At 40.1% G+C, this 14,159-nt stretch carries 9 protein-coding genes and 2 pseudogenes; 6 read left to right on the top strand and 5 right to left on the bottom strand.

Features of this window, described 5'->3' with window-relative positions; translation table 11 throughout:
• The first annotated feature begins 85 nt into the window (after positions 1–85).
• Together AC504W_RS03820 and AC504W_RS03815 are read left to right on the top strand one after the other, a co-directional pair.
• Positions 86–1,069 carry a COX15/CtaA family protein gene (locus tag AC504W_RS03820; protein ID WP_494876316.1) on the top strand — a complete coding sequence of 328 codons (984 nt, stop codon included), beginning with the start codon at positions 86–88 and terminating at the stop codon, positions 1,067–1,069.
• Between the two features lie 291 nt (positions 1,070–1,360).
• Positions 1,361–2,314, top strand: a complete 954-nt coding sequence (locus AC504W_RS03815) for a heme o synthase (RefSeq protein ID WP_494876315.1) — start codon at positions 1,361–1,363, stop codon at positions 2,312–2,314.
• Between the two features lie 206 nt (positions 2,315–2,520).
• Here the strand turns inward: AC504W_RS03815 and AC504W_RS03810 are convergent, their stop codons facing one another.
• Both AC504W_RS03810 and AC504W_RS03805 read right to left on the bottom strand, forming a co-directional pair.
• Positions 2,521–3,396 (bottom strand): CPBP family intramembrane glutamic endopeptidase, encoded by an 876-nt coding sequence (locus tag AC504W_RS03810; protein ID WP_494876312.1) that lies wholly within the window; start codon positions 3,394–3,396, stop codon positions 2,521–2,523.
• 170 nt (positions 3,397–3,566) lie between these two features.
• Positions 3,567–4,001: an AbrB family transcriptional regulator gene (locus AC504W_RS03805; RefSeq protein WP_096583771.1), complete on the bottom strand. Its 435-nt coding sequence runs from the start codon at positions 3,999–4,001 to the stop codon at positions 3,567–3,569.
• A gap of 1,376 nt (positions 4,002–5,377) precedes the next feature.
• Between AC504W_RS03805 and AC504W_RS03800 the strand changes: the two are divergent.
• A pseudogene (locus tag AC504W_RS03800) lies at positions 5,378–5,518 on the top strand (succinate dehydrogenase/fumarate reductase iron-sulfur subunit); the annotation flags it as partial.
• A 103-nt stretch (positions 5,519–5,621) separates the two neighbouring features.
• On the opposite strand, the gene AC504W_RS03795 reads toward AC504W_RS03800, so the two are convergent.
• From AC504W_RS03795 to AC504W_RS03785, 3 genes are read right to left on the bottom strand one after another with little or no spacing between them, the layout of a single operon-like run.
• Positions 5,622–7,010 (bottom strand): TniQ family protein, encoded by a 1,389-nt coding sequence (locus AC504W_RS03795; RefSeq protein ID WP_494874866.1) that lies wholly within the window; start codon positions 7,008–7,010, stop codon positions 5,622–5,624.
• Complete coding sequence (locus AC504W_RS03790) at positions 7,000–8,151, bottom strand: AAA family ATPase (protein ID WP_494874865.1); 1,152 nt, start codon at positions 8,149–8,151, stop codon at positions 7,000–7,002. Before AC504W_RS03790 ends, AC504W_RS03795 begins: the two co-directional genes overlap by 11 nt.
• A gap of 2 nt (positions 8,152–8,153) precedes the next feature.
• A complete protein-coding gene (locus tag AC504W_RS03785) occupies positions 8,154–10,850 on the bottom strand; it encodes a TnsB C-terminal domain-containing protein (RefSeq protein ID WP_494879545.1) in 2,697 nt (898 codons plus the stop codon).
• Between the two features lie 173 nt (positions 10,851–11,023).
• Here AC504W_RS03785 and AC504W_RS03780 point away from each other — a divergent pair, with 173 nt between their 5' ends.
• The 3 genes and pseudogenes from AC504W_RS03780 (at position 11,024) to AC504W_RS03770 (ending at position 13,840) form a co-directional block, all read left to right on the top strand.
• Positions 11,024–11,269: a helix-turn-helix domain-containing protein gene (locus AC504W_RS03780; RefSeq protein WP_494874863.1), complete on the top strand. Its 246-nt coding sequence runs from the start codon at positions 11,024–11,026 to the stop codon at positions 11,267–11,269.
• A 65-nt stretch (positions 11,270–11,334) separates the two neighbouring features.
• Positions 11,335–12,324, top strand: coding sequence for a TniQ family protein (locus tag AC504W_RS03775; RefSeq protein WP_494874862.1), 990 nt, complete (start codon positions 11,335–11,337; stop codon positions 12,322–12,324).
• A gap of 382 nt (positions 12,325–12,706) precedes the next feature.
• Positions 12,707–13,840, top strand: a pseudogene (locus tag AC504W_RS03770) (ISAs1 family transposase).
• Positions 13,841–14,159: the final 319 nt, after the last annotated feature.

Below are 14,159 nucleotides of genomic sequence, written 5' to 3'. Positions count from 1 at the left end.
TATACGCTAGGGTGGAAATGGGTTGGTACGAAAAAATTAGAAATTTTAAGAGAGCTACTACCAAGATCGGCAGAAGGAATCGTTCATGAACGAATTTGTCCTAAAACAACAAAATGATGCGGCAGTTGAGCAACAAAAGCCGAAGGAAATGATTCGTCGCTTGGTGTGGAGAATGTCTATAGCCACCTTGATTTTAATGGCTATTGGCTCTGCCACCCGTGTAATGAATGCCGGACTTGCTTGCCCAGACTGGCCGCTATGCTACGGGGAACTAGTACCAGCCAAACAAATGAATCTCCAAGTATTTTTGGAGTGGTTTCACCGCTTGGATGCAAGCTTGATTGGTGTGAGCGCGATCGCACTGGCTGGTTTATCTTGGTGGCACCGTCGCTCTTTGCCTGTCTGGTTGCCTTGGGCTGCAAGCTTTGCTCTGTTTTTAATTGTGTTTCAAGGCATTTTGGGAGGACTCACCGTTACTGAACTGCTGCGGTTTGACATCGTTACCGCCCACTTGGGAACAGCACTGTTATTTTTCACCACCCTACTAGTAGTCGGTACGGCTCTGGCTCCCTATCAGGGAACTGGGAATGTAGGCAAGCTACCCTGGATTGGTTTAGCTGCGGCTATGTTGGTTTATGTGCAGAGTTTACTAGGCGCTATAGTCGGTTCTCGCTGGGCGTTACACCAATGCTTTGGTACGTCTGAACTTTGCAGCGTGATGTACAGCCATATTTTTGGGTTAGTACCGCCAACAGTAGCAACCCTAGCCGTAGTTTTAATTTCTTGGCGCACACCAGCCCTCCATCCAGCTTTGCGGCGACTAGCAAATATGGCTGGTGGTTTATTGATCTTACAAATTTTGTTAGGCGTTGCTACTTTTCGTTTGCATCTGCAAGTCGAGCCGCTAACTGTCTCTCACCAAGCTATCGGTGCGGCTTTGCTTGGTACTTTGGTCGGGTTTACGGTTCTCGCATTGCGTGACTGGGCTGCTAATCGTGAAATCAACAGTTTGTCTGTAGGTTTAGCGACAAATTCTCTGCATACCCCAGCCAAAAGCTCGAATCCTTAACAAATCCTGGTTTGTGGCCAAACTGATGCGATCGCTACGATGACTGATGACTAATGGTGATAAGACATTAGCCATTAGTCATTAGTAATTCACCCCATAGAACTGGTGAAAGTCTTCCTATCTTCACCTCTGCCTGAGTTTCTCAAACACTAGCCACTGACGCTTCAAATTCAGAAACGGCAAGGTTCAAGATTATCACCCCAGCAAAGGCTTCTGGGCGGATCACTCTCCACAATCAGACAGAGCTAAGACTAGACACACATTGTTGACAATTAAGGAAATAGAACCAAGATGATTGAGACTAATGTCTCTCGCCACCACGAAACTTTCCTCCAGGTAATTCAAAGCTATTACCAACTAACTAAACCTCGAATTATTCCCTTGCTTTTGATTACTACGGCTGGGAGTATGTGGGTTGCAGCTAAGGGACAAGTAGACCCATTACTGTTGTTAGTCACTCTGACTGGTGGTACACTGGCTGCGGCCAGCGCTCAGACAATCAACTGTATCTATGACAGAGATATTGATTACGACATGGAACGGACGCGCCATCGTCCTATGCCTTCTGGCAGAGTACAGCCAAGGGATGCGCTAATTTTTGCGATCGCTTTGGCTGTACTTTCCTTTACCCTACTAACAGTGTTTGCTAATTTATTGGCAGCTTGTCTGGCATTTTCTGGCATCGTTTTTTACATACTGATTTACACCCACTGGCTCAAGCGTCACACCACTCAAAATATTGTGATTGGTGGTGCGGCTGGGGCAATTCCGGCGTTGGTTGGTTGGGCAGCTGTGACAAACACTTTAAGCTGGCCTGCGTGGTTAATTTTTGCCATTGTCTTTTTATGGACTCCGCCCCATTTCTGGGCGCTGGCGTTGATGATTCGTGATGACTACGCCAAGGTAGGTATCCCCATGCTTCCCGTGATTGCGGGTGCGACAGCCACAGTCAAGCAAATTTGGTATTATACCCTCATTACAGTCGTCGCCACCCTGTTATTGTTCTATCCCTTACATGCCAGTGGTATTATCTATGCGGCGATCGCCGCTGGTTTAGGTGGATTATTTATCCGCAAATCTTGGTGTTTATTGCAACAGCCAGAAGACCGCACTGTAGCCAAAGATGTGTTTCTCTACTCCATCTCCTACATGATGCTGTTATGTTTGGCGATGGTGATTGATAGTCTGCCAATTACCCATCATGTGGTGAGTACTATTATTGCTCAGTTGCACTTGTTTAATTAAGGTAGACCAAAATGAATGCGATCGCACTAGTAGAATGAGAGGTGCGATCGCATTTTTCGATATTAAAAAACCACTGAGCATACCATTTTATTAATTCATAGCAAATTAGCGTTGCAAACACTCTGCGTTACTTGGCGCTAACCTCAGCGTCACTCTGCGTTTAAAAGAGTTGCTCAGTTTCTTTTGCCATGACTCCTTTTCTCTACTCAATTTCCTAAATTCCTAGATATCAACCAAAGAATCAAGCTAGTTCCCAGAACGCAAAAAACTCCTGCTAACCCAGCCAGGGGTTTTTTATATTTACCAGTCCACCATTCGGGTACTTTACCAGTGTAAGTTATGAGTTGGGCTGTATCTATAGTAGCGATCGCCCACACCAAAGCTGTATGTAATCCCCAAGCTATACCCAAACTGCCTTTATCTGCTATTCTCGCCATCACTAACATCATTCCCATCAGCCACAGTCCAGGTACTTGTGGTAAAGTTTCCTGTTGCTCCCAAACTAAATGCAGCACCGCAAAAATGCAGCTAGAAATTGCAGCAGCAATCCCAACTGAATAATCTCGCTCCAATTCAGTGAGCAAAAAACCGCGAAAAACTAATTCTTCAATACCACCTACCAATAACGCTACTAAGAAAATCGGTAGCAAGATAGCTGGTAATAACTTAATATTAGACTTTTCAAAATCACACCAACCCAGGCAAAACTGTACAGTAAACATCACACCTAGGCTGAGTAATCCCAAACCAAAACCTATTCCTAAGCCACCCAGCAGGGAAGTTTTTATGATTAACCCATAATCAGCAAAAGACTTTTTACATAGCAAAACTACACCCCAAAGCACCAAGGGAGCTAATAAATAAAGTGTCACTATGAGAGGTAACTTTTGCTCTGGCTGCAAAGGTTTTGTTGGTCGCCAACCCACGAAAACAGCAGATATGACTGCTAATGGCAACCAACATACTACCCAACTGATAAAAAATGCCATCAAAACAACTGGTACTGAGGCATTTTCTAGAAATGACAGTAGAGTGTTGACTGATGGCTGAAAAAAATTTGCTAAAACAAATAAAAAAAACACGATAGACTTATTGGTTTATCTTCAAGACTCTACTAAAATTTGTGGCTTGAGCAACATGTCTAATCGTATCGTTTTATTAGTACAGAATTCTTAAACAGAGTTATTGGCTGTAATAGTAGGGATATGTAGTCCTAAAATTTGGCTGTCACTTCTCCCTACCATCGACCAATTTACTCTTCTTCGTCTAAGTCTTCATCTACCTCATCCATATCTTCTGGGGAGATGCCTTTTTTATCGCTTTCACCTAGTTGAATTAGGTGAATATGCTTGTATCCCAATCTAATTTCAAATTCATCTCCAGGCTTTAAACCCATTGCCTTAGTGTAAGTTGCACCAATGACAATTTGACCATTTTGATGAACGCTAACCCGATATGTCGGTTCGCGACCGCGGCCATCTTTAGGTGCTTCTGGACTTAAAGGAATTCCTCTAGCCGATAGTAAAGCGTCATAAAAATCAGTCAGATTGACGCGCACCTGATTATTTTTAGTAACAGTGTAATAGCCACACTGTTTTGCTCTCTCTCTTCTGGGTAAATTAGAAAGTTCTTTTACCTTAGCAAGCAGTGCTTTTCCAGTTAATGGTGCAGTTGCAGTTTCTGTCATTACGCTCAAATTATCCTTACTCTCTCCAAACTGATAAACTATGTAGTCTAATGCCAGTATTTAACTTTTGAGTATCCGTAAAAAGATCCTCAAAATTTTTGGGAAGGGTTAAATTGCTACTAATAGAGGAGCTACAAGCGCCTATTATGATATTTACCTGCAACAGATTAAAGGTTAAGGTTATCACAGGCATTTATTTTGGTGATTTTACGGCACTTTTAACCATGATTCGCCATTGAAAACGAAATGATTTTCTCTTTTGGCGCTACTGTAGCGGTGTAACTTTAAGCCACCTTTACAAATGAGGTTGTTTCTACTCTCAATCAGAAGTAGACCCAATAAATTGCAGGTTTTCCACTTTCAGTGCTTGCCTTTATTGCTCTTGATTTGTAGGTTTTAACCGTTCTTCCTCTTAAGCTTAAGACAGCATAGTATTTGAATATGCTCTCTTGGACATACACTTTTTGTCCCAGATATAGAGACAGAAAATTTTATGTCTCTATGTTACGAAAAAACAAAGTAGTGGTCATCGCGCTTATACGACGATTAAGACTGGTTTTGTTGCTTCGTAATTTTATATTAAATACTAGCATGGACTAATAATAGCAAAATAATTGTTTAAGTTTGAATTTAATTTACAGACAAACTTTTATCTAAATCATTTAGCTTAACGAGGTAACAAGCAGTCAGGATTTTTAGGCGAGTTTATTAGCTATCATACGTATTGCTGCCGCACTTTTAGAAAAATTCATCTAAATTTAGATCCGCAGTTTTGAGTCGCTGCCATTCTTTGATGTTAAAGATTGAGAAGAGACAAAAATGCAGAGAGCTTAAACCTCCTGGTTTATTCTCACGAGACAAACAACAGTCAAGTATTTCGAGTGTCTGTCTTTAGCAAGAATAAATATCTTGTGCATCTGTCAAGTGCTTGATTAACCTGATTAGGATGTTTATTATCAGCTTTAACACTTCTCTATCACCAAAAAATCAACCTTTGGAGATTATTTCCCTGATTTCTGCAATAAGTAGATTTGAGCTATGGGTCTTGCTGATATAAAGATGTATTAAGCAAATGAAGCGTATTAAATGGGAATATTTTCGTTATATAGATAATTAACTTGAGTTAATCTACCAAAAACATCTTTTGTTTTTAACTCCTAAACAGGTAAGGTGAACAACAAGCTGCGATCGCCTATTTGGGAGTAGGGCTTAGAGCTTAACATAAATCTCGGACATGGTGCTAATACAACTAAAATTTTAATGGTTATCCTTAAACTAGAATCAGTGGCTCTTTACTCATCAGCCTTTTAACACTAGGCCTTGAATTAAGAGCAACAAGAGTATAGCTCAATTTTCGCACCTACTAGCCTTTACTTATAATTTTTGAGGCTGGTAAAGCAATTTTAAGACTTTGGTTGGTAGCAATGGAAGTTATTTTTAAGATTATTCGGCAGCAACAAAATTCTGTGCCTGTTGTGCAAACTTACCCTCTAGAGGTAGACCCTGGTAATACTGTGACTTTACCCATAACTTTGCCGCAACGGCAAGCTTATGCTTCCAATAAAAGGCGGCAAAGTTATGGTTCCAGTTTTTAAAGCGTATAGGTAAAACTATAACAGCTTATAAACCAAACTCACGTCGTGCATTATTAAAAGCAGCGCGGATTTGTTTATATCTAAAACATCCTGGATTTGTAATTAATTCACAAACGCGAGCTTCTGTTGGATAGATACCCTGAGCATTAAGGCTAAGGACAATCTCTCTAACGTCATTGCATAATTTTTCTATGCTTTTGAGACGACAAGCTTTGTTGTAATCATGACATTTAGCAGAAATAGCACTACACAAATCTGGAAAGTGTCTAGAAATAGTTCTATTGTGATGACCTAACCGCTTTGCAACTTCTTCCATTGTTGGTGGTGGTTCTTCATTAGCTGCAAGTATTGCTAATAAAGCATCTCTTACTTTATGTTGGTCGAAAACTTTTGGAGATACCCTTGGTGTGTGAGAAAGTTGGAGGTACTTCTGCGAGATTTTTGTAAAAGATTTAGTGACTAGATTTTTTGGAGCAAGAAATTCTACCAACGATATCTCTAATTCGTAACAAATCTTCAGAAGTATATTTAGCTCTGGCAAAGTTTTAGTAGATTGCCACATCCACAAACTATTTCTTGGTACTCCAATAAGACGAGAAAATGCAGCTGCATTATTTTCTGCAACTTTATCAATAACTAAATTTAATGATTTTGTAATATTTTCCTTGGATGGGGGAGATTCAAAGCTTTGAGTAGCTAAAATTAACTCTCCTACAACATTGGCAGTCCAAGACTGCCACTCCAACTGTAAATTTATTGATACTTCATCATCTGTAAATGTTTTAAGGCATTGATTTATGCCTAACCACTCTCCACACTTTGAACAGTAACCAGGTCTTGAGTACCAGCTTAATAAAAGTGATTGATGATTGCAGTGAGGGCAAACCTCAATTAAGGGTTTTTGATGCTGAGGGCAAATTGTAATTAGTTTGATTGTCCAAAGCAATTGCTCATAAACTACTTGCCCGTTTTGGTATTGCTCTTGGTAACAAATTGGACACCAAGCTTTTTTAGTGCGAAATAAATTGCGTGGAGTCAAAATGTCTGACCAAAACAGCATGGTTAAAAAACGCAAGTCATCTCTAAGCGTCAGTTTTTGTAACACTTGAACTAAATCTGCTGCCATCTCTCCCATGCCATTTAAAGCTTGACTACGATTGAAGATTTCACGAAAACCTCGATTAGCTCCATTTTGGAAATACAGTTTATTGACCAGTGGAGCAATTTCTCTAGTCATCAAGATACCTGGAAGAACTCTATGCAACTCTGCTATCCGTGCGATATAACCTGTTAAACTCTCTATGTAAGGTGTACCAAGACCTATAGGTTGAGGTTGATAGAGACGACTACGTTGTGGAATTAATGGCTTTTTTAAATCCCAAGATTCGTATGTTGTTAGTTCATTAGCTAACATCTTGCTGCACTCCGATGGGATCTCTTTTAGGTTTGCGTTTGCCAACCTTTCCTGACGGACGAGTAGTTTTTGGGTTTTCTTCTGGTAGTGCGATTGGTTTTGCGCCAAGTCCTAATGCAGAGCGTAAGTCTTGAACATCTTTTTCTGTTTCAGATAATTGTCGTTCGCCTTCTTGAATGTCTTTGAACATTTTCTGACACTGAGAAACCGACAAAGCACGTTTTTGTAAATCTTTAACAGTGATTGTTGTTGCTTCTCGATCCAGGGCATCTTTCAGAACACGCTTCAGCCAATCTTTCAGTGTGCCAATACATCCTAAAGTACGTTCGTAAAAATATTCCCACTGATCGACTAAATTTGGAGTTTCTGCTAGTGGCAGATGCTGTTGAAAAGTTAACAACACACTCTTAAAAGCCTGTACATCTTCTGGGCTATCAGCACAATAACGGCGGAAATGAATATCAACACTACGACGTGAGAGTTGACCGCTCAAATTACGGAATGTCAGTAGTTCGTATGTTCCTAATAGACAGTGCAAGATGCCTGTCATGTTTGCTAAAGATTTGAGACTGTCTAATTGATCTTGTAGCTTGTATCCGCTTGCCACCTTACCAAAATGTTGTGCTTCATCTACAAAAAACACTTCTGGATGACGATGGATGAGAGCATTTTCTAAAGCTCTGCGTAGAGCAGGTGCAACTACTTTCGACTCAACATTAATTTTGCCAAAATTATCGCGAGAGATACCACGCACACCGTAATCAAACTTGTGATCGATTAATGGTTCTTCCAAGGTAATTAAGGCGCGTGTATAGTATTCTTTCCAGTTGAAGTATCTCGATTCTGGGGCTAGAGCTTCAATACCAACAACAGGAACACGACCGCGATCGCTTTCCAGTTGAGGTAATACTAGTTCCTTTAATTTCTGCTCAACGCGGAGCCACAAAGTTGTTTTACCGATACCGCTAGGGCCATAAACAAAAATGAATGATGCCCCTGCGGGTTCAGCAATTGTTCGCATGAGAATTTCATAGACTTCTTTAAGTCGAGGATGCGCTACGGTGTAATCCTTAAAATAAGCAAGCCTTTCTGTAGTAGGCCGTGTGAGGAGTTCAAGGGGAAATCCAGTAGATTTTGTCATAATTAAAACTCTTCATACATTACAAGTATTTCTGGGACGATCGCTTCATCTTCAGCTACTTGAGTATCAGTATTTTCAAAAGTAACTGGAATAAGTTGTGGTTGTTCGTTACGGATTGTTGTCGCTTTTCCGCCCTCAATTACTCGGAATACTTCCTTAACTTCTACATCATAGGAACGCTGTTGTAATAGAGCTTCTTGAGCTTCTACTGATGTTAAAAATTCTGCTAGATTCTTAGCTGAAACTTGAGATTGTCGTCCATAATTTGAGGAGCGTTTGCGTAACTCAGCGCTAGCTAACTTCAGTTCTTTTTCTGAACGACCTTGGAGTTCTGTATAATATTGAGAAATACACTGTACCCACTGTCCGCGAACAAAGGCGTAAGCGATACCAATATTAAACGGGTCATATCTGATTGGAACAGAGGTATTTTCAATTTGCGGGTCGCGAAAACTATTAGACCAATAGTAGATGTAGTTAATTTTTACGCCGCGTGCAACCTGAACTTTAGCTTTTCCCTCTGAAGTTGTAGGTAAGGTAAGAATCTGAAAGTTTTCATCGTAAGGAATCATGCGGTGAACCCGACTGCCACCAATTGCCATACCCGCAGCAAAGGCATCCCTGGGACTTTGGAAAAGTGCTGGATGTTCGTCTGTATCGTAAACTTCGTAGGCCCAAGCACAAAGATATTCATAAAGCAAACCAAGTGTCCATACAGCTTGATTTTTAGGGTTAACTGACTTGGTGACTTGGCGCACATTACGCGTTATTTGCGTATTACCGAGTAAGTTATGGACAAATTGAGTGTTTGAAGTTCCAAATAGACGTTCGCAGACCGACCCAAAACGAGCCTTAGCTGGGGGTCTTTGCTTTTTTGTACATTCAAAAGTAGCTAGTAGTGTTTCAAAGTAAACGCTATGAAATTCAGTACCGTTATCTACGACTACAAATTGGGGAAGTCTACCGTGACGCTTGACACAAATTCTTAGCACCATTAAGCAAGAACGATATGAAGGTGAATCAAACGTTAGGTAAACTGCCAGCAATCGCCGTGAGTAAGCATCTACGAGAAATGTTGCCCAAGGTCTGCCAAGATTGCGACCTGTACGAGAGCAAACTAGTTCTACATCTAGCTGAGTATGATCTATGTGTCCAATTTCAAAGGGGCGATCGCCGTGTCTTGGGGTAGTTTGGGTAAGCTCCCAATAGAAGGATTCACGATGATAGGCGGCACGATGATCCTGGCGTTTTTTAGTCTGTTCGTAACCAGTGCGGCGTTTTACTTCTTTGGTAAATGCTTTATAGCTCGGAGCAATTACACTAGATTGTTCGCAAGCTCGAACTAAAGCCCCGTAAACCTCCAACATTCTTTTTTGTTTCAGAGTTTCATAGTCTTCTAAAATAAATTTCTCCATAATTGCTAAGGTGTCTTCGGGCAACTTGCGCTGACGATTACCTTTGACACTGCGATGGGACAAAAGTCCAATGTAGCCACAACTGTATTTTTGAAGTGCCGTTAGATATTTAGCTTTCCAGTCACGAATGGTACGGGCTGGTATTGTTTCGTTTTCTGGGGGATAACCGTTTAAGTAAGGTTCGATAGCTTTGTAGCGTTCAACGGCTTTTGCTTGGTCTTCAGGACTAGCTTGATAAAATTGCTGCCAATATTCTGTGCTAATAGCTGTATTTTCTGGTGTTTGGAGACTTGTAATTTTTCCTTGACGAACCAGATTCTCAAATACAACTTTTTTGAGTTCAATTAACTGATTATTTTCTGCGCCAAGTATCACCTCTGTTTCTCCAACATGGATGATATTTAAACCTTTGCCGTCCCAACTAACAGGCGTTCCAGTGGTAAGATTGATTACATGAGAGATAGCCAGAACATTTATACTTGGTTGCTCAAGCATTAATCTATAACCACTAGCAGTTTGTTCGTCACGGAAGACGAGACATCTTTCTGGTTCAGCAAGTGGTGCAGCATTTAAATCAAAATGGATTTGCTCTTGAACAATTAAGGTGTAAATATCGTCAGATTTAGCTCCTGTTGGCTGATGGATTAGTTCTGCTAAAGTGATTCCTGGTTGAGATGACACAATTGCAAGTAATGATTGAGCGATCGCTTCTTCCACTGCTAGGGATTCGGCTCGGTAATAATCTTCTAAAAATTGCAAATTACGTTGCAGAATCCAATTGATTTCCTTATCTGAACGAATGCGGTAATAAAGCCCAAATTGGTCAGCATAGACTTCCCCAGGCGGGCAATGCCATTGATTATCTTCTTGAGAGTAAAAGTAACGATTGGGGTTTTTCTCTGATAATTTTTTTAAATCCTGCTCAGTTTTACACTCTTCCCAACCAGCCGAATTGGTTCGGATGACAAAGAAATCTGGGGTGTGTAAAACGCCTAATCTACGTCCGTTACTTGCTTGATAGTCAAGTTTAATTTGTGGTGGTTGATCGTAAAATTCTAGAACATCATCATCGTGTTCTAACTGATAGATAATTGGCAGTTCAACCCGATGAGATTCAAATTGAATCGTGACTCCCATCTTGCAACTAGGGTAGCGTCCCGAAACATTCTTGCTACCTCCACCAACCCGACGGGATGGTTCAGATGCGCGGACTTTCTCAATAATTTTTTGCCCTGCCTCGGATATTTGAAGGCGAGCAACCCATTGTTCAAATTGCTCTTTCATATAGTCCTTACTAAGCGCTTTGCGCTTAATTTTCTGAATCTATCAAAATCAGACCATAAAGTTAGGAACTTGTTTACTTGATACTATACTACTTAACTTTATAACACTTATAGTGTGCAAAAATCTACTGATAGTAGGTAGATTTAACAGCGATACTGGTTCAGTATTGTTTCGTGACACAGAAACACTTCAGTATTGAGTACCGCTTTGGCAAAGCAATTAGGCGGCGAAGGCGAGAGCTAGATTTATCCCAAGAAGAACTGGCTGAAAAGTCAGGGCTTCATCGCAACTACATCTCAGGTATCGAAAACGGGGAGCGTAACCCTTCGTTAAAAAATATTGTTAAGTTAGCGATAGCTTTGGAGATATCTGTCTCCGATCTCTTCGTTAATTACGGTATTGAGGTTAAAAGTGACTAGGAAACTAATTCCTGAAATTTGACTTTTAAAACTAAAGTACCAGAATTTAGGTTAATCCAAGAAGGATGACTATTGACTTAGAACATTGGAGCCTAAAACCTCCAGAAATCCCGCAACGGAGTCGGTTATTTTCTCTTGAACCTGCGGCGGTGGGAACTCCCTACACAGAAAGTCTTAGTAGCTATCTTCATCGTTTGGCACAGGCACATTGTTTAACCACTCAAAAGCTCGTTATGGGAGAGATTGCGCCACTTATCCTTAAGGATGAGGATAAATCTGAGCTATTGGCAAAAAATCTGAGTCACTTATTAGGAAATAGCGACGCGAAACCGGCTATCAATGGAATGCGAGAAATGACAGGAAAGTTAGTCACTGTCTTAGAAGAGTTAACAATGCGTCAGGATTTGCGGTTTTTGACCCTTTTAAGTTGGAAAGGAATGATTTATGACAAGGGGTTATTTCGGAACTACCGCGCTTGGTGTCCTTATTGTTGGGAAGAGTGGATGCAGGAGAACAAAACTATCTATGAACCATTATTATGGTCATTTAAGGATGTAGAATTTTGTTTGATTCACAAACAGCGATTGGTAGAAGAATGTCCTCATTGTGGTTCGCGTTTACCTGTAATCGCTAAGTTTTCACCTGCGGGATTTTGTTCTCGTTGTTACGGGTGGTTAGGACAGGAAGCTAAAGGCGAAGAGGATATGGAGAAATATCGAGTTAATATTCAAGGAATTAGCGAGTTAATTGCACTGACTCCCCAATTAGGATATAAACCCATTCCAATCGAGTTAACCCGAAAATTACAATTAATTTTGTTTGTATTTGAACAAGCAATTGGAAAGGATGTGAAGTTATTGGGAGATTTAGGGAGAGTCATGGAATCTTTGAGGATAGCCTCAACAACAAACCAAAGTCAACCTTATCATTTGGTGAAGTTGATTATTCCTGTGTGCGAAAAGGCGAAGATTAGTGTATCCCAGTTGTTTGGGTTAGATTTTCAGGAATTGAGCAAGATATTGTTTGGGAATTTTAGTCTGGAATTAAAGTTGTAGCAATTTAGTATTTGATGCCAAGACTATCAAAAAGCTGGGTTAGAACTTTAAAATCAAAGTTTAGAGCGCACTGGCAAGCTTGAAGAAAGTGGCTACAACTTAATTTAAAGCGTTGTCTGATGCAGTGATCACACCTTTGGAAACCCGCCGCCATAATAGGAGACACGCTACCAAGGTTGTGCCAACCGTCAGCTAAATCGCTGATTCGCTAAAAACAGCAAACCAAGGCATTGAGCAGAGGTTGGATCAGGGCGAACGCATCTAAATATAGTACAAAGATACTAAAGTCAGAAGAAAGTATTGATCGCGGGTGACAGATAAGTAAGCATTCAAGCTTTGATGGTAGAGTCATTGTAAAAGTAGTAAGATTGGCCTAATTCGTGTGAAACTCAAGCCCAAAATCACCATTGCTGACCACTTCGCACAAATGTCAGACCCACGAATAGATCGTACAAAACTGCACAAGTTAATTGACATTTTAACGATTGCCATCTGTGCAGTGATATGTGGAGCAGATAGTTGGGTGGCGATAGAGTTGTATGGCTGCACAAAGTATGAGTGGTTAAAAACATTTTTAGAGCTACCAAATGGCATCCCATCGCATGATACATTTGCAAGAGTATTTGCACAATTGAATCCGCAGCAATTTCAGGAATGTTTCTTAAACTGGATAAAAACAGTTCAGAAAATAACTGCAAGTGAAGTTGTAGCAATTGACGGAAAAACGTTATGCGGCTCTCATGACAAGAGTATTGAGCAAAGTGCAATTCAAATGGTGAGCGCATGGGCAACCACAAATAAATTGGTGCTGGGACAGGTAAAAGTAGACTCTAAATCAAATGAGATTACAGCAATACCAGAATTAATCAAAGTTTTAGAGCTTAACGGTTGTATCGTAACGATTGATGCTATCGGTTGTCAGAAAGAAATAGTGAGGTTAATTACGCAACAAAACGCAGATTATGTAATTACTCTAAAAAAGAACCAAGGTAATCTGTATGAGTCAGTAGAAAACCTATTTTTATCAGGCATAAGTAAAGGTTTTGAAGGGTTTCAACATAGCACATATAAAACAGAAGAAACTGGGCATGGTCGTCATGAAATTCGTAATTATGTGATGTTATCAGGAATTTAATCTCAACTTGACCCTGATTCAGTTTGGTCAAACCTTAATAGTATTGGAATGGTAGAATCCGTCCGGCAAGTGAATGGTAAAACAACAGTAGAGACTCGTTATTTTATTAGTAGTCTTGAAGATAATGTCAAACAACTTGCTAATGCTGTTCGCAGCCACTGGGGGATAGAAAACTCATTGCATTGGGTATTAGATGTAGCTTTAAAAGAAGATGATTGTAGGATTAGGAAAGATAATGCTCCACAAAATTTTGCAGTAATGCGGCAGATAGCAGTAAATCTTTTAGGTAAAGAGAAGCGTGTAAAACGCGGAATCAAAAATAAACAGTTTCTGGCAGCAATGGATAATAATTATTTAGAAAGAGTTTTAGATTTAGCGTAAAATAACTTGTCAACAATTTAGTTAAAATTATTGTTTATTTTCAGAACTAAGCTTACTTATTCATGGCTAAATAGTTAGCTAGTTTATCTTTACACAAGAGTTATTTCCTTAGAGATAAGCTAATTTATGTGTTAGTAGAATAATCGATTTGTTCTGTTTATGTTTTTGTCAGATTTTGCACTTATATAGATGATTTTGAAATCCGTATTAGTTTTTGTTAGGAAATAAGGTGCGTTTTCCCTGGAGGTTGGATACTTTGAGCGATCGAATCCTCCAACTTGCCAACACACCCAGAAGCTTGAGTGTATCAACTCCGAAC

The sequence above is a fragment of the Nostoc sp. C96 genome, from assembly GCF_059384975.1.
The sequence above is the reverse complement of the archived record's forward strand: the minus strand, read 5'-3'. Positions and strand labels throughout refer to the sequence as shown.

Bases quoted from the DNA above. Each gene is read 5' to 3' on its own strand.
- AC504W_RS03815 (WP_494876315.1), top strand. From the start codon at position 1,361: ATGATTGAGACTAATGTCTCTCGCCACCACGAAACTTTCCTCCAGGTA.
- AC504W_RS03805 (WP_096583771.1), bottom strand. From the start codon at position 4,001: ATGACAGAAACTGCAACTGCACCATTAACTGGAAAAGCACTGCTTGCT.
- AC504W_RS03820 (WP_494876316.1), top strand. From the start codon at position 86: ATGAACGAATTTGTCCTAAAACAACAAAATGATGCGGCAGTTGAGCAA.
- AC504W_RS03795 (WP_494874866.1), bottom strand. From the start codon at position 7,010: ATGTTAGCTAATGAACTAACAACATACGAATCTTGGGATTTAAAAAAG.
- AC504W_RS03790 (WP_494874865.1), bottom strand. From the start codon at position 8,151: ATGACAAAATCTACTGGATTTCCCCTTGAACTCCTCACACGGCCTACT.
- AC504W_RS03785 (WP_494879545.1), bottom strand. From the start codon at position 10,850: ATGAAAGAGCAATTTGAACAATGGGTTGCTCGCCTTCAAATATCCGAG.
- AC504W_RS03775 (WP_494874862.1), top strand. From the start codon at position 11,335: ATGACTATTGACTTAGAACATTGGAGCCTAAAACCTCCAGAAATCCCG.